Raw genomic sequence first — 18,964 nt, 5'->3', positions numbered from 1 at the left:
GGGGGCCATATTGCATGAAAAAAGGCGCGCAGGGATTGCCCTGCGCGCCCTTTGTTGGATCCGGCCTGATCTTAGGCGATAATTTTCGAAACGACGCCGGCGCCGACGGTACGGCCGCCTTCACGGATGGCGAAGCGCAGTTTTTCTTCCATGGCGATCGGGGCGATCAGTTCTACGTTGAACTTCAGGTTGTCGCCCGGCATCACCATTTCGGTGCCTTCCGGCAGCTCTACAGTACCCGTCACGTCGGTTGTGCGGAAGTAGAACTGTGGACGGTAGTTCGCAAAGAATGGCGTGTGACGGCCACCCTCTTCTTTGGTCAGAATATAGGCTTCTGCCTCAAACTTGGTGTGCGGCTTGACCGAACCCGGCTTGCACAGAACCTGACCACGCTCGATGCCCTCACGGTCAACACCGCGCAGCAGCAGGCCCACGTTGTCGCCAGCCTGACCCTGATCCAGCAGCTTGCGGAACATTTCAACGCCGGTACAAACGGTTTTCTTGGTGTCGCGGATGCCCACGATTTCCATTTCTTCGCCGACCTTGATGATCCCGCGCTCAATCCGGCCGGTCGCAACAGTGCCACGGCCCGAGATCGAGAACACGTCTTCAACCGGCATCAGGAACGGCTGGTCAACAGCGCGCGCCGGAGTCGGGATATAGGAGTCAACAGCCGCAAGCAGCGCCTTGATCGACTCTTCGCCGATTTCCGGGCGGGTGCCGTTCAGCGCATGCAAAGCCGACCCACGGATGATCGGAATGTCGTCGCCGGGGTAGTCGTAATTGGACAGCAACTCGCGGATTTCCATTTCCACCAGTTCCAGCAGCTCTTCGTCGTCGACCTGGTCAACCTTGTTCATGTAGACGACCATGTAGGGAATACCCACCTGGCGGCCCAAAAGAATATGCTCGCGCGTTTGCGGCATCGGGCCGTCAGCGGCGTTCACAACCAGGATAGCGCCGTCCATCTGCGCCGCACCGGTGATCATGTTCTTCACATAGTCGGCGTGGCCGGGGCAATCGACATGCGCATAGTGACGCTCTGCCGACTCATATTCCACATGGGTGGTCGAGATCGTGATCCCGCGGGCCTTTTCTTCGGGCGCGTTGTCGATCTGATCATAGCCCTTGAAATCGCCAAAATACTTCGTGATCGCCGCTGTCAACGTCGTCTTGCCGTGGTCAACGTGACCAATCGTGCCAATGTTTACGTGCGGTTTGTTACGTTCAAACTTTGCCTTAGCCATCGCGGAGAGCCTCAAAATTTGGGGGGCCCGATGCCGAACCCGTTCTATGTCGGGCGCGAGATAGCCTTGATAGACAGAAAAATCAAGATCACTTTGTGGAAATGAACGCCTCTTTCGGCTTGGGGGGCAGGCCAAACCACTCTGGATGGTCAGAAAGCCAGCGTTCAATGCGTTTGGCCGCGTTAAAGCTCAGCTTTTCCATCTGTTGTTCTGCCGTGCGGGTCAAGCCCGAGCCAACCATGGTTTCGCCATCAACGCCCTCAAAAATGGTGAATTGCTCGCCTTTTTCGTTCAGTTGTTTGCCGGCGGCATCATCCCAGACCCGTGCTGTAACAACCAGCGCCGATTTTGGCGACAGCACCAGTGGGATACCCGGAGGGGCCAAGGCATAGGCATCGACCGACACGCCAAGGTTATAGAACTTGTCGCCATCATAGCGGCCAAGCCGTTTTTGCAGCGCGGCCGTCAGGCTATCGTCCCAGTCTTGCGGGTCGGCATCGCGCGAAATCGGCACTTTTTGCGGATTATCCGCCTTGACGATATTCAGGCCCAGCTTGAAGTCACCAAGGGCAACCGGAGCTTCAACGACTTGCGGACCAGCGCAGGCTGACAGCAGGGCGGCGGCAAGCACCAAGGCAGAAAGACGCGCGATCATCATGCAAGATCCTCTGGGCAAACAAGCCTCTATCCATAGCCGTTGCCAAGAGGCTGCGCAACCATGCAGCTTTCCCTGGCGCGATTTGCGCCTATAGTCAAACATACCATCTGAAGGATCGGAGCAGACCATGCCAACCCAGCTTGCGGCTGACGCCCCCGCACCACAAAATCTGCCGGCCCGCGTGCCGCTGCACAATAGGCCGCTGGGTATTCTGGCCTCGGCGCGGGCAGGGCAAAAGAACGTCTTGGCGTTGATCCCGGAAATTGCGACGCGCCAGCCGATGCTGTCGGGGCGGACCGGCAAGCGCTGGCATATGGTCATGGACCCCGGCGCGCTGAAACGGGTGTTGCGGGACAAGGTCGAGGATTATCCGAAATCGACCGTGACCAAACTGATCCTGGAGCAGGCTATCGGTGACAGCTTGTTTGTGGCCGAAGGGGCGGAATGGTTGTGGCAACGCCGGACAGCGGCACCGGTGTTCAGCCACCGCAATGTCGCTGCCCTTGCCCCGGTTATGACGGCAGCAGCCGAACGATCCAGCGCGCGGATTGCGGCCTCGACAGGGCGCGCTGCGGATCTGTTTGCCGAGATGGTCGCCGCGACGTTTGACGTGATTTCAGACGTGACCTTTTCGGGCGGTGAGGGGTTTGATCGGGCTGCGGTGCATCGGGCGATCGAGGGGTACATCGGCCACGCCGCCAAGGTTTCGGTGCTTGATTTGCTGGGCCTGCCGGGCTGGGTCCCGCGCCCCGGGCGGGTGATGGCCGGGAAGGCGATGCGGGAAATGAAACGGATCGCGGATGACGCCATCGAAGCCCGGCGCAAAGCCGGTCGGCGCAACGTGCCAGACCTGCTTGACCTGCTGTTGGAAGGCGAAGACCCCAAGAGCGGGCGAAAGATGACGACCTCGGAGCTGCGGGATAATTTGCTGACGTTTATCGTGGCGGGGCACGAAACGACAGCCCTGACCCTATCCTGGGCGTTGTATTTATGCGCCTTTGATCCAGCCATTCAGGCGCAAGCCCATGACGAGGCGCGGCGGGTTTTGGGGGGCAGGGCGGCGACGCAGGCCGATATTGCAAGGCTTCCCCTGATCCGGCAGATCATTGACGAGACGCTGCGCCTGTACCCGCCAGCGGCATTCCTGTCACGCACAGCGCAGGTCGCGGATGCGTTGTGCGGGCGAGAGATTCACCGTGGCGATACGGTAATCTTGCCGATTTATGCGCTTCATCGCCATCATATGCTGTGGGAAAACCCCGATCAATTCAACCCCGCCCGCTTTGTCGACGCTAAGGCGATTGACCGGTTTTCCTATCTTCCGTTTGGCGATGGGCCAAGGGTTTGCATCGGTGCCAATTTCGCCCTGCAAGAGGCGGTGATCATACTGGCGACCCTGCTGGCACGGCATCGGTTTTCGTTGGTGGAAGGCAAAGCGCCAAAGCCGGTGATGATTTTGACCTTGCGGCCTGAAGGGGGCGTCTGGTTGCAGGTGGAAGCGGCGCAGGCCGGTATGTAATGGCCGATAGCGCCTTGGTGGCAATCGCACAAGATCACGCAAATGACAGGCCGAACAATGGGGGCCGCCCCTACCTATCGGCCCCGCGCCCTGCCGGCCTGCTAAATGGGCGGCTTTGCGTGCCATGTCGCGGCAAACCTGGCCCCTGCAAGGTCAATCTCGAACGCGCCTTCGGCCAGATAGGCCCGGTCGATGCTGCGCGCGGGTTCTTCAATCCGGCACAGGGTTATAGGCCGTCCGATGCTATGGCCATGGGCCGCCGACATTACTTTGCCCACCGGCACGCCGTCACGCAGCAACAGCTCTCCCCCCCAAAGTTGGGGGGCGGGGTCATCAACGCTGAACTGTGCAATGCGCTGATGCAGCGGTTGTCCCCTCAGCGCCAATAATGCGTCACGCCCGATAAAGCCGCCGGGTTTGGTGAAATCGACGGCAAAGCCAAGCCCCGCCTCGAAGGGCGTGATGTCGGGGGTCAGTTCCCGGCCCCAGGCCCGAAACCCCTTTTCTATCCGCAAACTGTCCAGCGCGTAATAGCCCGCATGCGCCAGTGCCCCCGCCCCAACCAGGGCCTCATGGACGCCAAGGGTGAATTCCACCGGGACAAACAGCTCAAACCCTGCCTCGCCGACATAGCTCATCCGGTTCGCCAAAACCGTGGCATAGCCCAGATCAATCTCGCGGACGGTGGCAAAGGGATGCGCCGCATCGGATAAATCGCTGCGCGAAAGGCTTTGCAGCAGCGCGGGCGCGTCAGGGCCCATTACCGCCAGCACCGACCACGCGTTGGTAACATCCGACACCCAGACATGCGCGTCCTCGGGGGTGTTCTGCCGGATCCAGTCAGCATCATGCACCGCCTGCGCCGACCCGGTCACCACCATGAATCGCGCCTCGGCCAACCGGAATACCGTCAGGTCGCTTTCATAGCCGCCACGGGTGTTCAACATGCCGGTATAGACCGAAGCCCCGACCGGGCGGTCAAGATTTGCCGCACAGATCCGGTTCAGCACGGCCAAGGCATCGCGCCCCTCGACCATCAGCTTTGAGAAAGATGTCAGATCAAACAGCGCAGCGCCGGTTCGGGTTGCGATATGTTCCGCCGCCGCCGCATCGTGCCAGTTCTGCCGACCAAAGGCATATTCGATGGCGGATTCGGCCGTGTTGCGGGCAAAATAATTCACCCGCTCCCACCCCATCTTGCTGCCCCAAACGGCACCCTTGGCGTTGAAACGATTGTAAAGCGCGGAACGGCGGAACGGCCGCGCGCTGTCTTGTTCAAGGTTCGGCCAGGGCATGGTGTAATGCATACCCAAGGTTTCCTTTACCCGGTCATGCAGCCATGTCGGGTTGTTGTTGAACCCGGCAAAACGACGAATATCGACCGGCCACAGATCCATCGTCGGCGCACCTTCGACAATCCATTCCGCCAGCGCGCGCCCTGCGCCACCGGCGCTGGCAATCCCCATTGAATTGAAGCCAGCACCGACGAAAAACCCCTTCAACTCTGGCGCTTCGCCCAGCAAAAAGTTGTTGTCGGGGGTAAAGCTTTCTGGCCCGTTGTAGAATTTCTTGACCTCGGCCGCCTCCAGCCCCGGCACCCGGATCAGGGCATTTTCCATCAGAATTTCGAACTGGTCCCAGTCATCCTCCAGCAATTGAAAGGCGAAATCATCGGGGATTCCGTTCATCCCCCAAGGCTTTGCGACCGGCTCAAACCCGCCCATGCACAGACCGCCGACTTCTTCCTTGAAGTAGATATAGCCATCCGGGTCACGCATCACCGGCAAGTCGGGGTGAACGCCGGGCACCGCCCCTGTGACGATATACATATGCTCGGCCGAGTGCATCGGCACCGAAACCCCGCACATCAGCCCCAGTTTGCGCGCCCATTGGCCCGCGCAATTGACCACAATGTCGGCCGTGATAGGGCCCTGTTCGGTTTGCACCCCCGTCACCCGGCCCTTGGATTGGGAAATTCCGGTCACCCGCACGCCTTCAAATATCCGGGTCCCGCCCATCCGCGCGCCCTTTGCCAGCGATTGCGTCAGATCGGTCGGGTTCGCCTTGCCATCACCGGGCAGCCAGATCGCACCTTTCAGATCATCCACCCGCATCGGCGGCCATTTCTCGCCCGCCTCATCCGCCGTCAATTCCTGCACATCCACCCCTTGGGCGCGCGCGCTGGCTATGGTGCGGTGCAGCAGGGTCATCCGCTGATCCGTGCGCGCCACCGACAGTGACCCGCATTGCTTCCACCCGGTTTGCAGCCCCGTTTCGGCATGCAACCCCGCGTAAAGCTGGGTGGAATACTGGATCAACCTGGTCATCACTGAATGGCCGCGCAACTGCCCCACCAGCCCGGCCGCATGCCATGTTGTCCCCGATGAAAGCTGCCCTTGTTCCAGCAGCACAATATCAGAAATTCCCAATTTTGTCAGATGATAGGCGGTTGAGGCGCCAATAACGCCCCCCCCGACGATCACAACGCGGGCATGGCTTGGCAGGTCGGTGCTGGTCATCGGAATACCTCTTTCTGACTGTCTCAGACAGGGCTAGCGCGACTTGGCATAATTTGGAAGTTTTTTTAACTTATTGGCATATCGAAAATTCTGTGGCACCTATAAGCAAAAAACAGCAGGTGAATATGAGCGATCTTCCAATCCAACGCCATCGCGCCATCCTTGATCATTTGGAACGCGTGGAAACGGCCCGCACGGTAGAGCTTGCAGCCCTGCTTGCGGTGACCCGCGAAACGATCCGCAATGACATCGCTTATCTGGCGGGGCGGGGGGTGCTGCGGCAAGTCTATGGCGGTGCGGTACGCCTGGGCCTGCAAGAGCCAGATTTGCAGGCCCGGCTTGCCACCAATATCGAGGGCAAGACCCGCATCGCAAAATTGGCTGCATCGCTTGTGCCAGACGGCTCACGCGTGGCTTTGGATTGCGGCTCCACCACGCTTGCCCTGGCAAAAGAGCTGCGGGCGCGTGTTGGGCTGAAGGTCTGGACCAATGACATTGCCATCGCGCAAGAGCTGGGCAATGGTGCCGAGGTGGTGCTGCTTGGGGGGCGCCTTGCGCTGGCGCAAAACATAACGACCGGACCCGACGCAACAGAAATGATGGCGGGTTACAATGTTGACCAAGCCTTCATCAGCCTTGGGGGCCTTAGCGCCGCGCAAGGCCTGACCGATTTCGACCGTGAAGGGTTTTCGCTGCGAAACACCATGCGATCCGCAGCGTCGGAATGCTTTTTTCTGGCAGATCACGGTAAATTTGGCCGTCCTGCCCCGCTGCGCTGGAAATCTCCGCAAACCGCCAGCGCATTGATCTGCGACCGCGCACCGGGCGCAGAAGAGCAAGCCATGCTCAACCATATAGGGCTGCGGCTTCTGCTCGCCTGATTGTATCGGCCCCGCCTCGTCTGCTTTCCCAAATCGGCCGCATCCTGAACACGGCAGTGCTGGTTTGGCCCCGCGCGCCGCTCAGGGTTGTCCAATACCCCTGCGGCGCAGGTACGCGACGATCCTCTGCGTTCTCAAAAAGCTCGGCATTGCAAGCTTTACGGGCCACAGCCTCAAAGACATCGAACGTATCCTCGATGCGCATTATTTGCACCGTGATCCACGCCTTGCAGAATCGGCTTTGAAGACGCGGGAAACGCATGAAGCGAGAACAAAACTCCCAACTGCGGGGGCTAGTTTCTATCTAAGTGATTGAATAGGCTGGCAGGAGTTGGGGGACTCGAACCCACGACCCTCGGTTTTGGAGACCGATGCTCTACCAACTGAGCTAAACTCCTGTGCCTAGGCAGGGGGATAGGCCAACTGCCAGGTGAAATCAAGGGCCATTTGACCAAAGCGCTTCAGGTATTTGCCAAAGCCCATCCCTGGCAAATTATGGCAACCCGCAGCCCATGACCCGGTTTCGAAAGGCAGAGGGCCACCAAAACAGGCTTGGCCTGTGCAATGATCCTGCCGTCATAACCGGCTTTCGTTACGGTCTTTCGTTACGGTGCGATGTTTTGCAAAACCACCCCAGGGCGCCGAAGCGCGGTGATGCAGGCGGGTGCTGCCGTCGCGGCATGATGGCATTGCAGGTGGCGGCGATGACTTATCTTGGGCGTTTGGTGGGCAGCCCCTCACATAGGCGGCCTGAAATCAGGAAAATTCTACAGGTTAAGTCCTCTTTCACCGCTTTCCCTTATATCTGAGCTTGGGTGAATAAATTGGGTGGTGTGATGGACGGGCAATCAAATGCCAGGCCAGTCATCATTAAGCGGAAGAAGATCATAAAGGCCAGTGGGCACCACGGTGGGGCGTGGAAAGTTGCCTATGCTGACTTTGTTACGGCCATGATGGCCTTCTTCATGCTGATGTGGCTGCTGAATGCGACAACAGAGAAACAACGCAAAGGGCTGGCTGATTACTTCAGCCCGACAATTCCGGTCAATCGAATTTCGGGGGGCGGCGACGGCGCCTTTGGTGGCGATAGCGTAACAGCAGATGGCGACCAGCCTGAAAGTGGCTCTGGTGTGGTGCATTTATATTCAGTGGCCGATGGCGCTGGCGGCAACGAAGCAAAGGATGCGCAATTCAAGCAAGAGATGGCTGCGCAAGCCGCAGAGATTGACGCAATCCTTACGGCCCGCAGTGGCGAAAGCATGACAATGGAACGTGCGTTACGGCATGTGATCACTAAAGTTACCGACGAAGGGCTGACTATTGAGATATTTGATCTGGAAGATGTCCCGCTGTTCGAAGGCCTGACGGCAAAGCCTGAACCCATTACCAAAGACATCGCGGCGCTTTTGGTGGATGTTCTTGGCATTACCACAAACAAGCTGGCCGTGAACGGGTTTGTTCGATCCTTTCCCATAACGCTGATCGACAATCCGGCCTGGGCAATGTCAGCAGCACGCGCCCAGTCGCTGCGCGAACTCATGCAAGAGTTCGCGGACGATTCGGCACGGTTTGCAAGGGTCAGTGGGTTTGCTGATCGCAAACCCGTTACATCGAACCCTATGGCCGTGCGGAACAACCGACTGGAAGTTGTTTTGCTGCGCAAAGACCGATGAAGCCCCGCAAAGACATGAGAAGGTAGATCAAGTTTTACCTATTAGCCTGATCTTAAGGCGCAGGATGCAATTTGGACTCTGACCAAGGGTCGAAGCAGCAGAAAGGCGCTAACACATGACGATTTCCTCCTCGCTCAATGCCGGGGTGGCCGGGCTCAATGCCAATGCCACTCGCCTCGCGACAATTTCCGACAATATCGCGAACTCTGGCACCTATGGATACAAACGGGCGAATGCTGATTTTCAAAGCATGGTGATCACGCAATCGCAAAATGCAGGCCTTTATTCGGCCGGTGGTGTCCGCACGTCCACGACCCGCATGATTGACGAACGCGGCGCATTGGTCGGCACATCAAATGCCTTGGATATTGCAGTTTCCGGGCGCGGCATGCTGCCGGTTGCGCCGGCGGTAAGCATCTCCAACGGCGTACAAAGCGGAACAATGATGATGACGACGACCGGTTCTTTCCGGCCAGATTCGAATGGAACGCTTCGGACGGATTCAGGGCTTGTGCTCTTGGGCTGGCCAGCAAACGCGGATGGCACAATTCCGGTTTTGCCGCGCGATACCATTTCGGGGCTGAAGCCTGTTACAATCAACGCAAACCAGCAGGCGGGCGACCCCACAACGGCCCTGAAACTTGGGGTCAACCTGCCTGCAACCAATACCGAGGCAGGCGCTGCCGGCGACACGCTGCCTCTTTCGGTCGAATATTTTGGCAACCTTGGCACATCTGAGGCTTTGAACATTTCCTTCACACCGACGGTACCGGGCAGCGGGTCGTCGAACGAATGGACGATGGTCATCAAGGATTCTGCGCAAGGCGGCGCTACCATTGGGGAATATACCCTGACATTTGACGATTCCCGTGGTGCAGGCGGCACGCTATTATCCGTGGCAACGGTATCTGGCGGGGCCTACACACCTGCGGATGGAACATTGGATATGACGGTGGCTGGCGGCCCGCTCCTGATGACAATAGGGCGGTTGGGTGACCCGAATGGACTGACGCAGCTTTCTGACAGCTTCGCGCCAACCTCTATAACCAAAAACGGGTCCCCGGTTGGCAATTTGACTGCGGTTGAGGTCGACGAGAAAGGCTACATCAACGCGACCTATGATACTGGCTTCACACGGCGGCTTTTTCAAATTCCGATGGTTGACGTGCCCAATCTTAACGGTCTTGTGGCCCTCAACAACCAAACCTATCAGATTTCGCCAGAATCAGGCTCTTTTTTCCTTTGGGATGCGGGTGATGGCCCAACCGGCGCCGTCGTGGGTTACGCGCGCGAAGGCTCCACCACCGATGTGGCAGCAGAACTGACCGCGTTGATCCAAACGCAGCGCGCCTACTCTTCCAACGCCAAAGTTATCCAGACCGTTGATGAGATGCTGCAAGAAACCACCAATATCAAACGATAGAGGGCCTAGCGGATGAGTATTTCAGGATCCATGTCGAGCGCACTCTCGGGGCTTACGGCTGCCGCCCGGTCCGCAGAGTTGATCTCTTCCAACATTGCGAACGCGCTAACCGAGGGCTACGGTCGGCGCGAGCTTGAAGTCACTGCGCGGCGCCTCGGAAATACCGGGCAAGGCGTTAAGATCGTTGGTGTTTCAAGGGAGATAAACCAAGCCCTTGTGGCAGATCGCCGGATCGCGGATGCCAATGCCGCCAGCACGGCTCAGCAATCGAATTTCTTTACCCGGCTTGAGACTGTACTTGGCAGCCCAACGGAAAGCTCTTCGCTCAGCGGGAAATTCGCAAATTTCGACTCCGCGTTGATTGCGGCATCAGCGGAGCCCGAAAGCAGTGTGCGCCAAAGCAATGTTGTCGAGGCAGCGCGTGGCCTCGCCTCTCATTTTCGTACGGCCTCAAAAGAGGTTCAAACGATGCGGGAAGAGGCAGATAAACGCATTGCCACACAGGTGAGCGTTGTCAATCGGGCATTGGCTGCGATCGCCGATCTGAATCAAAATATCTCATCTTCTGCGGGCGCGGGCCGGGACCCTTCGGCGCTGCTGGATCAACGACAACAGTTGATCGACCAAATATCCAGCATTATTCCCATTCGCGAAATTCCAAGAGAAAACGGCAGGATTGCGCTCTATTCAGCGGGTGGGGCGTCGCTGCTTGAGGGTAAGCCTGCTATCCTGGGTTTCTCGGCTGTCGGGGTCATTGCACCAGATATGACGCTTGGATCAGGGGCTCTTTCTGGCCTTACCCTCAACGGTCACCCAGTCAGCACGGGCGCAACAGGCCCCCTGGCAGGTGGAGCACTCATTGCCGATTTTACGATTCGCGATCAATTGGCCCCAAGGGCGCAATCTGAACTGGATTCCCTTGCGCGCGATCTGATCTTTCGCTTTCAAGATCCTGCGCTGGACCCGACCTTGACTGCCGCCGATGCGGGGCTTTTCACCGATTCCAGCTCTGCCTTTCTGACTGCAAATGAAGACGGAATCGCCATCCGTATCGGGCTTAACACGGCTGTTGACCCTAGCGCAGCCGGACAACTCTGGCGTATCCGAGACGGTCTTGGGGCGGTCACGGCTGGCCCCGCAGGCCAATCTGCCCTGTTTTCAGCGATGCAATCCGCCTTGAATGATCCGCGCCCAATCGCATCGGGGCAGTTTGCCGGTGATGATCGAGACGTACTGTCATTGTCGTCAAATCTTGTTTCCGTTGTGACAAACAACAGGGTTCAGTTGGAAGTCGAGGCAGGCTTTTCAGCCGCGCGCGCGACAGCGCTGCAAAGCTTGGAACTGCAAGGCGGCGTTGATACCGATCGAGAGCTTCAAGACCTGCTGCTGGTGGAGCAGGCCTATGCTGCGAATGCAAAAGTGATTCAAACCGCGGATGATATGCTTAAAATCTTGTTGGGAATGTAGAAATGGCAGTGAATAGCATTGGTGACATGGCACAAACCTTTATGTTGCGCCGCCAGACAACCCGTATGAAACAAGAGGCAAGCGTTGCGGCCCAGGAATTGACGACGGGGTATACTGCCAATGTTGGCCGAAAACTCGGGGGCGATCTTACGCGTGTGGCAGGGCTGGAGGTGACGCTTTCGCGCTTGAAGGGCTATCGTCATGTAACCGATATGGCAGCGATGACCAGCAATGCGATGCAATCGGTCCTTGGCCAAATCGATGCGCTGACAGAAAATATGGGCCCATCGGTGTTGAATGCGAGCAATATGGAAAGCCCGCGTATTCTAGACACATTTTTAAAAGAAGGCACTGCCAATTTCAAGGCGGTGCTGGCCTCGCTCAACTCCAAGGTTGGCGACAGAACACTTTTTGCGGGGATAGCAACCAACGGGCCCGCAGTCGCAAGTTCAGATGTCATACTTGCAGCCTTAGAAGCGGCCATTTCAGGCGCCGGTGCTGTGACGGCAGAAGATATGCAAACGGCCGTGACCGCCTGGTTCGATGACCCTGCGGGCTTTGCCAGCATTGGCTATCTGGGTGGCGCGGCTTCAGCCCCGATTGCTGTCTCGGCAGAAGACAGGGCTGATCTTGGCGTGACCGCGATGGACCCTGCGATAAAGGGTGCGGTCAAATCCCTGGCAATGATCGCATTGGCTGATCGGGGAACTGTGATTCCAAATCCTGAAACCGGCTTGAAATTCACAAGGCTGGCTGGCTCTGCCTTGATGCAAAACCAATCTGATCGAACTTACCTTGCCGGGCAGATCGGTCTTTCACAGGCGCGGATCGAGCAGGCGCAAACCCGAAATGAGGCAGAGGGAGCGGCGCTGCGCCTGGCACGCTCGGATCTTCTTGCCGTGGACCCTTATGAAGCCGCGACGCGCATGGAAGCCGCACAGACCCAACTGGAAACGCTATATTCCGTCACCGCGCGGCTTTCACGCCTTAGATTAGTGGATTTTTTAAGATGATAAAATTGTTGATTCTTCTTCTTTTCGTTCCAACCTTTGCATTTTCGGCACCTATCCGAATTAAAGATCTGGTCGAGTTCGACGGTGTTCGTGGGAATGATCTGGTCGGCTATGGGCTTGTCGTTGGCCTGAACGGAACCGGTGACGGTATGCGCAATGCCCCGTTCACCGAAGAGATCATGACCAACCTGCTGGAACGTTTGGGGGTAAATGTGAATGGCGAACAATTTCGCCCCAAGAACGTTGCTGCGGTGTTTGTGACAGCCGCCTTGCCGCCATTCGCGCGGATGGGTGGACGAATTGATGTGACCGTCTCCGCAATTGGAGATGCGAAAAGCCTATTGGGGGGAACATTGATCATGACACCCTTGAATGGCGCGGACGGGCAGGTCTATGCCGTCGCCCAAGGCACGATCATTGCTGGCGGAATTGCCGCAGAAGGTGCCGCTGCCCGTGTTGTTCAGGGGGTGCCGACGGCTGGGGTGATTCCCTCGGGGGCACGTGTTGAACAGGAAATTGATTTCGATTTCGCAGGGCTCAATACAATCCGGCTCGCGTTGCGGACTCCGGATTTCACCACGGCAGGGCGAATTGAAGCCGCTATCAACACAAATTTTGGCCGGGGCGTGGCCGTGATGATGGATGCAGGCACTGTTGCGTTTGACATGGGGACGTCTCGCATGCCCTCACCAGCGCATGCTATCGGTCGGATTGAGAATATTCTGGTTGAGCCGGAAACCCGGGCAAGGGTTGTCGTCGATCAGCGCTCTGGCACAATTGTCATGGGGGCAGATGTCCGGATAAGCCGCGTGGCTGTAGCCCAAGGAAGCCTGACATTGCGCGTTGAGGAAATGCCAATGGTCGTGCAACCCAATCCCTTCAGCGACGGCCAGACAATTGTCGTTCCACGAACAAACGCAAGCATCACGCCCGCCCCCGGCACCGGAATGGCAGAGGTTGAGGGCTCGACCAACCTATCAGAAGTTGTCGCCGGGCTGAATGCTTTGGGGGTTGCCCCTCATGATATGATCGACATTTTGAAAAGCATCAATGCTGCCGGCGCACTTCATGCCGAGTTCTTGGTGCATTAGGGTCCAGATTCAATCAAGTCCACCAGATGACGATCGCTGCGATTGCGACGGCTGAAGCGAAGGAGATGGCGAGTTTGTCATATCGTGTTGCAATGCGTCTTCAGTCCTTGAGGCGACACAAGGCGCGTTCGATCATGTTCTGGTTGATGTATGCGGTTTCATCGTAGGGGATGGGGGGGGGCCGCGATCTGGTTGCGGGGATCACGGCTTTGGTTTCTGCTGCCGCAAGACGGTCGCGCAAGCTGTTCGCGTCATAGCCCTTGTCGGCCATAAGCCGGGGCGGCGGCTGGGCGTTTGTCCAAGATCGCAGGTGCTTCGGTTCCGCCATGTGCGGAGCGGTGGGCGCGCCCGGCAGTTCCGCCGGGGCCGCAAGGGCGGCGAAGATGCGCCCCCAAAGGCCGCGATGGCTCCACCGGTTGAACCGATTGTAATTTTGTCGTCGCTGGGCCGTAGTCGGACGGGCAATCCTCCCACCGGTACCCCACTCGCAGCGTAAGCGTCCGACCTCATTGCTCTGCCGCGCATAGAGTGTGATTGATAGTGTCCGCTTAGCATAGGGGCGGCCAGACCGGACGCTTACGATATTTTTACCGAAAAGAAAGCGGGGGTCAGGGTTGTGGTTTGCGCAGGTGGGGCGCAAAGGCGATGATCAAAAGCGCCAGCGCCGCGAGGGTAAGCAGCGCGAAGCGCAGCGATGCTGCTTGCGCGACAAAGCCGATCACCGGGGGGCCAAGCAGCAGCCCGCCATAGCCCAAGGTGGCGACCGAGGCGATGGCGCGGCCGGGGCTGGTGTTCGGGTCGGCGGCCGCGCGTGAGAAGGCAAGCGGAAACAGCACCGCATAGCCAAGCCCCATGAGAGCAAAACCCAGAAGGGCGACTGCCAGGCCTTGGGCGCCGACCACGGTCAGGACGCCAATCAGGGCGACACTGCCCGAGGCCCGTGCGGTTTTCTGCGCGCCGAAACGGTGGATCACACGATCTCCAAGCAGGCGCATCGCAAAGATCGCGATGGAGAATGCCGTGTAGCCCAAGGTGGCCTGCGCCTCGGTGGTGCCGATGCTACCGTTTAAAAACACAGCACCCCAATCGGCAACCGCCCCTTCGCCCATTGCGGCAGCAAAGGCCGTCAGCCCAACAAAGACCAGCGTGCCTTTTGGAAAGGCGAACAGGCTGGCGTTGCTGTGGGCGCTGCGGGGCGAGACCCATGGGATGGACGCAATCGCCAGTGCGCTTGTCCCCACCAAAAGGCTGGCGCTGGCGAAATGCAGGGGCACGTCGATCCCGGCCTTGATGGCTGCATAGCCAAGGGCTGCGGCAAGGCCAGCGCCAAGGCTGAACATGGCGTGAAAGGAGGTCATGATTGGTTTGCCAGCGGCTTTTTCCACCTCGGCCGCCCAGGTGTTCATCGCGACATCCATGGAGCCGTGCGCCATGCCGAACAGAAACAGGAAAAGGGCCAGAAGGGGCAGGTTCGGGGCGGCCCCAAGCGCGATGAGGGCGGCGCAATAGGCCACGGCAATGCCGCGCGTAACCCGTGCCGCGCCGAATCTGTCAACCATGTGCCCGGCCAGCGGAAAAGATATGATCGCCCCTGCCGCAAGACATAAAAGCAGCAGCCCCAAGAGGTTTGGCGTAAGGCTGTGGTTTGCTGCGATGGCCGGAATGCGTGAGGCCCAGATGCCCAATAGCGCCCCGTTGAGCGTGAACATGGCGACAACGGCGAGTCTTGGGGTGCGACAGTACATTCCGGTCCTTTTGGGGCTGTGACGGGCGTGTGAAAGGCCCGGATATTGCGTCAAACAACAATCACGGTTTGTGACCGGGGCGCAACCTTGGAATATCGGGGGCAGGCGGGGTAATGCCGGGCCTATAACAGATGCTTTGCGCTGGCGCGCAAGATTGCCTGCGTCACCGAGGAAATGGCGCCGGCGGTGATCCGGGCAAATTGCCAGTAGAGCGCTACGTCAAGCGGTGTATCGGCGGCAATCTCAACCAGCGTTCCGGCCGCGAGATGTGGGCGGATCAGCGGTTCGGGATTCATGCCCCAACCCAGCCCCAGCACGGCGGCATCGACAAACCCCTGCGTGGACGCGATGCGATGGGTTGGAAAGACAAAAGCGCTGGCCTTGCCTGGGGCGGTGCCAAGCCGATTGGCGATCCAGTCGCGTTGCAGACGGTCTTTGTCAGAAAATGTCAGCGCGGGGGCACGCGCCAGCGCGGTCTGGGTGACCCCTTCGGGCAACCAACGCGCGACAAACTCGGGTGAGGCCGTGGCCCGGTAACGCAGCGCGCCAAGGGGCAGGGTATCGCAGCCTTGCAACGGGCCGGGGTGGCCGGTGATCGCGGCAGATACCTCACCCCGCCGCAGCCAGTCCTGGCTGTGGTCCTGATCGTCGATGACCAGATCAAACAGCATGCCTTTGGTTGCGGCCAATGCGGGCAAAACCCATGTGGCAAGGCTGTCGGCGTTCACGGCAAGGCGGATGACCGCGGGCTCTGGCCCCTCTGGCAGATCGGCTGCAAGGCTGGATTCCAGCAACATCACCTCTTCAAAGTGATGGATCAGGCGCAGACCGGTCGGGGTTGCCAGGCAGGGCTGGCCACGGCGGAGCAAAAGCGTTCCCATCCGTTCTTCAAGTGCCTTGAGGCGCTGCGAGATGGCAGAGGGCGTAACCGACAGCGCCGCCGCTGCGTGATCAAACGAGCCACGGCGATGAATGGCAGCAAGGGCGGCAAGCTGGTTATAGTCAAACATTAGAATTTCTTATCTACACTAAAGAAGTTTAATTTGATTGGGGCGCTTTCGCTGCGGTAAGTCAAGCGCAAACCATGAGGTTAAAACCATGAGGAGCCTATGACAGAACGTAAGAATTGGGTTGAGGTGTTGCGCGGCATGGGGGCTGCCTGCGGCCTGATGATCAGTGGTTTTGATCTGAAAACAATTGCCGTGGCGCTGGCTGTCACCGAAATAAGCGTCTTTGCGTTCGTGGGGCATCGCGGCGCATTTGGCCTTGGGCCATGCAACCGGCGAACCTGCACGTTGTCTGGGCTGCGCCATGATTGAGGCATTGGTTGCAGGGTATTTGGTATCCATCAGCCTGATTGCCGCAATTGGCGCACAAAACGCCTTTGTGCTGCGGCAGGGGATTCGGCGCGAGCATGTTGGCTGGGTGGTATTGGTTTGTGCTGTTTCTGACGCAGCCCTGATTTCGGCGGGCGTGGCCGGGTTTGGTGCGGTGTCGCAAAGCGTGCCATGGCTGGGGGATGCGATGCTATGGGCGGGTGTCATGTTCTTGCTGGTGTATGGGGCACTGCGGTTTCGGGCGGCGTGGCAGGGAGGGGGGGCGCTGGTTCCGGCGGGCCGTGCCCCTGTGGCCTTGCGGCGGGTCATCGCAACCTGTCTGGTGCTGACATGGGCGAACCCGCATGTTTATTTGGATACGCTGGTATTGATCGGGGCAATTTCGGCGCAATATGCACCGCATGGTCTGGCCTTTGGTTTTGGTGCGGTTGCGGCCTCGGTCAGTTTTTTTACGGCTTTGGGCTATGGTGCGCGGCTGTTGGCGCCGGTGATGGCACGGCCCCGCTCTTGGGTGGTGTTGGAGGTGATCGTGGGGGCGACGATGTGGGCGATTGCTGCGGCGCTGGTCTTTGGCTAGCGACGCGGGGTTGCACCCCGATCTTGTCTGGGGCCTTGTGAGCGAATGAGCGAATCATCTTCTCCTATCGCGGCCCCTGCCATTGGTATTGCCTGGATGCTTGCCTCGGGGCTGTCTTTTGTCGTGGTCACGGGCATTGTGCGCTATTTGGGAACGGATTTGCCAGCCGCGCAATCAGCTTTTCTGCGCTTTGGCTGGGGAGTGGTGTTTCTGGCACCCGCATTGCTGAAATTGTGGCATGTGGGGGTGCCGACAGGGCTTGGACAAGTGATTGTATTGCGCGGAGCCGTACATACGCTGGCCGTAACGCTGTGGTTTTACGCGATGGCGCGGATACCCGTGGCCGAGGTGACGGCGATTGGCTATCTGAACCCGGTTTGTGTGACCCTTGGTGCGGCGCTGCTGTTTGGTGAAAAGCTGGCCGCGCGACGGCTGATCGCGATCGGGGTGGCGCTGATTGGCGCGCTGATCGTTTTGCGCCCTGGCTTGCGGGCGATAGAGCCGGGGCATTGGGCGCAACTAGGGGCGGCCTTTTGTTTTGCCGGCTCGTATCTGTTTGCGAAAGCCCTGAGCGGCAAGATGCCAGCGGGCGCGATTGTCGGAATTTTATCGGTAACGGTGACGCTGGGGCTGTTGCCTTTTGCGATTTGGGTTTGGGTGCCGATGGGCGTGGGGCAGGTGGGGTGGCTTGCCGTGGTGGCACTGGCCGCGACCGCAGGGCATTATTGCATGACGCGGGCCTTTGCCGTGGCACCGCTTTCAGTCACACAGCCGGTGACGTTTTTGCAGCTTGTCTGGGCGACAATGCTCGGCGCTTTGGCATTTGGCGAAGGGGTGGACCCGTTTGTGCTGCTGGGCGGTGCTGTGATCATCGGGGCGGTCAGCTATATCACATGGCGCGAGGCGCAGCAGAAACGGCGCGCGGTGACACCGGGGATGGGCGCGGGCAAGCTGTAGATTGCGATTTTTCGCCGAAAAATCAGAATTTTCGACGAAAATTCGCGCTGCCGTTTCAGAGGTGTTTCAGCCCTTGGCCAGCACGCTTTCGATACGCGCTACGTCAACCGGGTTGTTCAATTCCCAAAACACTCGGCCGCGACCGTCCACTTCGACACAGGCCATCTCCATGCCGTTTTCGAGGAAACGCAGCTGTTCCAACCCTTCCATCCGTTCCAGAACACCCATTTTCCAGCCCTGATAGGCGGCAAGGGCGGCGGGGCGATAGGCATAGATGCCGACATGATGAAACACCGGAATCGGGTCGTGGTTGCCGTCGGGCGTATAGGGGATCACTTCCTTGGAAAAGTAGAGCGCTCGCATGTTCACATCAAATACTGCCGTGGTGCCGCCGACGCGGCCATTTCGGCGATCTTCGCGAAAATGGCTGACGGTTTCGGCGTCGCAGCGCACGACGGGGGTGGCGCATTGTGCGGGACTGGTTATCATCGCCTCGGCCAGCGCCTCGACGAACCAGTTTGGTGTCAGCGGGCTGTCGCCTTGCAGGTTGATCACCAGATCTGCTGTGATCTTGGCATTTACCATGGCTTCAGCGCAGCGCATGGTGCCGTTTTCAGCCTCGGGCGAGGTCATGATGACTGATGCGCCAAAGCCGCGCGCGGCATCGGCAATGCGATCATCATCTGTTGCAACATGGACCTCGGCGATGCCCTTGGCGGCCATCGCCGCCTCCCAGCTGCGCTGGATCAGGGGTTTGGTCACCCCATCCGCGCCGCGCAAGCCGACCAGGGGCTTGCCGGGATAGCGGGTAGAGGCATAGCGGGCGGGGATGATGATAACGGTTTTCATAGCGGCCC

The 18,964-nt window shown here is 58.8% G+C and carries 16 protein-coding genes and 1 tRNA gene; 10 read left to right on the top strand and 7 right to left on the bottom strand.

All coding sequences use genetic code 11. From position 1 onward, the window contains the following. Window positions 1-71: 71 nt before the first annotated feature. Complete coding sequence (tuf, locus tag VDP61_RS15935; protein ID WP_323007263.1) at window positions 72-1,247, bottom strand: elongation factor Tu; 1,176 nt, start codon at window positions 1,245-1,247, stop codon at window positions 72-74. An 88-nt stretch (window positions 1,248-1,335) separates the two neighbouring features. Next, a complete protein-coding gene (locus VDP61_RS15930) occupies window positions 1,336-1,905 on the bottom strand; it encodes a hypothetical protein (RefSeq protein ID WP_323007852.1) in 570 nt (189 codons plus the stop codon). A 127-nt stretch (window positions 1,906-2,032) separates the two neighbouring features. Here VDP61_RS15930 and VDP61_RS15925 point away from each other — a divergent pair, with 127 nt between their 5' ends. Continuing rightward, complete coding sequence (locus VDP61_RS15925) at window positions 2,033-3,424, top strand: cytochrome P450 (RefSeq protein WP_323007851.1); 1,392 nt, start codon at window positions 2,033-2,035, stop codon at window positions 3,422-3,424. Window positions 3,425-3,525: 101 nt separating this feature from the next. Here VDP61_RS15925 and VDP61_RS15920 read toward each other — a convergent pair whose 3' ends face one another. Then, the gene (locus tag VDP61_RS15920) at window positions 3,526-5,943 is read right to left on the bottom strand and encodes an FAD-dependent oxidoreductase (protein WP_323007850.1); all 2,418 of its coding nucleotides are present in this window, start codon (window positions 5,941-5,943) and stop codon (window positions 3,526-3,528) included. Between the two features lie 125 nt (window positions 5,944-6,068). On the opposite strand from VDP61_RS15920, the gene VDP61_RS15915 reads away from it, so the two are divergent. Beyond that, window positions 6,069-6,824 (top strand): DeoR/GlpR family DNA-binding transcription regulator, encoded by a 756-nt coding sequence (locus VDP61_RS15915; protein WP_323007849.1) that lies wholly within the window; start codon window positions 6,069-6,071, stop codon window positions 6,822-6,824. A gap of 322 nt (window positions 6,825-7,146) precedes the next feature. Here VDP61_RS15915 and VDP61_RS15910 read toward each other — a convergent pair. Beyond that, window positions 7,147-7,222 (bottom strand) — tRNA-Trp (locus VDP61_RS15910). 438 nt (window positions 7,223-7,660) lie between these two features. On the opposite strand from VDP61_RS15910, the gene VDP61_RS15905 reads away from it, so the two are divergent. The 5 genes from VDP61_RS15905 to VDP61_RS15885 all read left to right on the top strand — a co-directional run bounded on the left by VDP61_RS15905 (window position 7,661) and on the right by VDP61_RS15885 (window position 13,491). Beyond that, window positions 7,661-8,497, top strand: a complete 837-nt coding sequence (locus VDP61_RS15905) for a flagellar motor protein MotB (RefSeq protein ID WP_323007848.1) — start codon at window positions 7,661-7,663, stop codon at window positions 8,495-8,497. A gap of 115 nt (window positions 8,498-8,612) precedes the next feature. Next, entirely contained in the window at window positions 8,613-9,920 is a 1,308-nt protein-coding gene (locus VDP61_RS15900) for a flagellar hook-basal body complex protein (RefSeq protein WP_323007847.1), read from the top strand. A 12-nt stretch (window positions 9,921-9,932) separates the two neighbouring features. Further along, window positions 9,933-11,387, top strand: coding sequence for a flagellar hook-associated protein FlgK (gene flgK, locus VDP61_RS15895; RefSeq protein WP_323007846.1), 1,455 nt, complete (start codon window positions 9,933-9,935; stop codon window positions 11,385-11,387). Window positions 11,388-11,389: 2 nt separating this feature from the next. After that, the gene (locus tag VDP61_RS15890; protein ID WP_323007845.1) at window positions 11,390-12,400 is read left to right on the top strand and encodes a flagellin; all 1,011 of its coding nucleotides are present in this window, start codon (window positions 11,390-11,392) and stop codon (window positions 12,398-12,400) included. Next, a complete protein-coding gene (locus tag VDP61_RS15885) occupies window positions 12,397-13,491 on the top strand; it encodes a flagellar basal body P-ring protein FlgI (protein WP_323007844.1) in 1,095 nt (364 codons plus the stop codon). The genes VDP61_RS15890 and VDP61_RS15885 overlap by 4 nt, the downstream gene beginning before the upstream one ends. Before the next feature lie 608 nt (window positions 13,492-14,099). On the opposite strand, the gene VDP61_RS15880 is transcribed toward VDP61_RS15885, so the two are convergent. After that, on the bottom strand, window positions 14,100-15,236 hold the full coding sequence (locus VDP61_RS15880; protein ID WP_323007843.1) for an MFS transporter: 1,137 nt from the start codon (window positions 15,234-15,236) through the stop codon (window positions 14,100-14,102). A 122-nt stretch (window positions 15,237-15,358) separates the two neighbouring features. Further along, window positions 15,359-16,246 (bottom strand): LysR family transcriptional regulator ArgP, encoded by an 888-nt coding sequence (locus VDP61_RS15875; RefSeq protein ID WP_323007842.1) that lies wholly within the window; start codon window positions 16,244-16,246, stop codon window positions 15,359-15,361. Window positions 16,247-16,345: 99 nt separating this feature from the next. Here VDP61_RS15875 and VDP61_RS15870 point away from each other — a divergent pair, with 99 nt between their 5' ends. The 3 genes from VDP61_RS15870 to VDP61_RS15860 are packed head-to-tail and all read left to right on the top strand — an operon-like array spanning window position 16,346 to window position 18,107. Beyond that, on the top strand, window positions 16,346-16,555 hold the full coding sequence (locus VDP61_RS15870) for a hypothetical protein (RefSeq protein WP_323007841.1): 210 nt from the start codon (window positions 16,346-16,348) through the stop codon (window positions 16,553-16,555). Then, a complete protein-coding gene (locus tag VDP61_RS15865) occupies window positions 16,548-17,150 on the top strand; it encodes a LysE/ArgO family amino acid transporter (RefSeq protein ID WP_323007840.1) in 603 nt (200 codons plus the stop codon). The genes VDP61_RS15870 and VDP61_RS15865 overlap by 8 nt, the downstream gene beginning before the upstream one ends. A gap of 45 nt (window positions 17,151-17,195) precedes the next feature. Beyond that, complete coding sequence (locus tag VDP61_RS15860; protein ID WP_323007839.1) at window positions 17,196-18,107, top strand: DMT family transporter; 912 nt, start codon at window positions 17,196-17,198, stop codon at window positions 18,105-18,107. A gap of 66 nt (window positions 18,108-18,173) precedes the next feature. On the opposite strand, the gene VDP61_RS15855 is transcribed toward VDP61_RS15860, so the two are convergent. Beyond that, complete coding sequence (locus VDP61_RS15855; RefSeq protein ID WP_323007838.1) at window positions 18,174-18,956, bottom strand: manno-octulosonate cytidylyltransferase; 783 nt, start codon at window positions 18,954-18,956, stop codon at window positions 18,174-18,176. Window positions 18,957-18,964 lie beyond the last annotated feature (8 nt).

Source organism: Pseudorhodobacter sp. (genome assembly GCF_034675685.1).
In the GTDB taxonomy this organism is placed as follows: domain Bacteria; phylum Pseudomonadota; class Alphaproteobacteria; order Rhodobacterales; family Rhodobacteraceae; genus Pseudorhodobacter.
The sequence above is the reverse complement of the archived record's forward strand: the minus strand, read 5'-3'. Positions and strand labels throughout refer to the sequence as shown.

Excerpts from the sequence above, each read along its gene's own strand:
- tuf (WP_323007263.1), bottom strand. The coding sequence starts at position 1,247 with ATGGCTAAGGCAAAGTTTGAACGTAACAAACCGCACGTAAACATTGGC.
- VDP61_RS15930 (WP_323007852.1), bottom strand. The coding sequence starts at position 1,905 with ATGATGATCGCGCGTCTTTCTGCCTTGGTGCTTGCCGCCGCCCTGCTG.
- VDP61_RS15925 (WP_323007851.1), top strand. The coding sequence starts at position 2,033 with ATGCCAACCCAGCTTGCGGCTGACGCCCCCGCACCACAAAATCTGCCG.
- VDP61_RS15920 (WP_323007850.1), bottom strand. The coding sequence starts at position 5,943 with ATGACCAGCACCGACCTGCCAAGCCATGCCCGCGTTGTGATCGTCGGG.
- VDP61_RS15915 (WP_323007849.1), top strand. The coding sequence starts at position 6,069 with ATGAGCGATCTTCCAATCCAACGCCATCGCGCCATCCTTGATCATTTG.
- VDP61_RS15905 (WP_323007848.1), top strand. The coding sequence starts at position 7,661 with ATGGACGGGCAATCAAATGCCAGGCCAGTCATCATTAAGCGGAAGAAG.
- VDP61_RS15900 (WP_323007847.1), top strand. The coding sequence starts at position 8,613 with ATGACGATTTCCTCCTCGCTCAATGCCGGGGTGGCCGGGCTCAATGCC.
- flgK (WP_323007846.1), top strand. The coding sequence starts at position 9,933 with ATGAGTATTTCAGGATCCATGTCGAGCGCACTCTCGGGGCTTACGGCT.
- VDP61_RS15890 (WP_323007845.1), top strand. The coding sequence starts at position 11,390 with ATGGCAGTGAATAGCATTGGTGACATGGCACAAACCTTTATGTTGCGC.
- VDP61_RS15885 (WP_323007844.1), top strand. The coding sequence starts at position 12,397 with ATGATAAAATTGTTGATTCTTCTTCTTTTCGTTCCAACCTTTGCATTT.
- VDP61_RS15880 (WP_323007843.1), bottom strand. The coding sequence starts at position 15,236 with ATGTACTGTCGCACCCCAAGACTCGCCGTTGTCGCCATGTTCACGCTC.
- VDP61_RS15875 (WP_323007842.1), bottom strand. The coding sequence starts at position 16,246 with ATGTTTGACTATAACCAGCTTGCCGCCCTTGCTGCCATTCATCGCCGT.
- VDP61_RS15870 (WP_323007841.1), top strand. The coding sequence starts at position 16,346 with ATGACAGAACGTAAGAATTGGGTTGAGGTGTTGCGCGGCATGGGGGCT.
- VDP61_RS15865 (WP_323007840.1), top strand. The coding sequence starts at position 16,548 with ATGATTGAGGCATTGGTTGCAGGGTATTTGGTATCCATCAGCCTGATT.
- VDP61_RS15860 (WP_323007839.1), top strand. The coding sequence starts at position 17,196 with ATGAGCGAATCATCTTCTCCTATCGCGGCCCCTGCCATTGGTATTGCC.
- VDP61_RS15855 (WP_323007838.1), bottom strand. The coding sequence starts at position 18,956 with ATGAAAACCGTTATCATCATCCCCGCCCGCTATGCCTCTACCCGCTAT.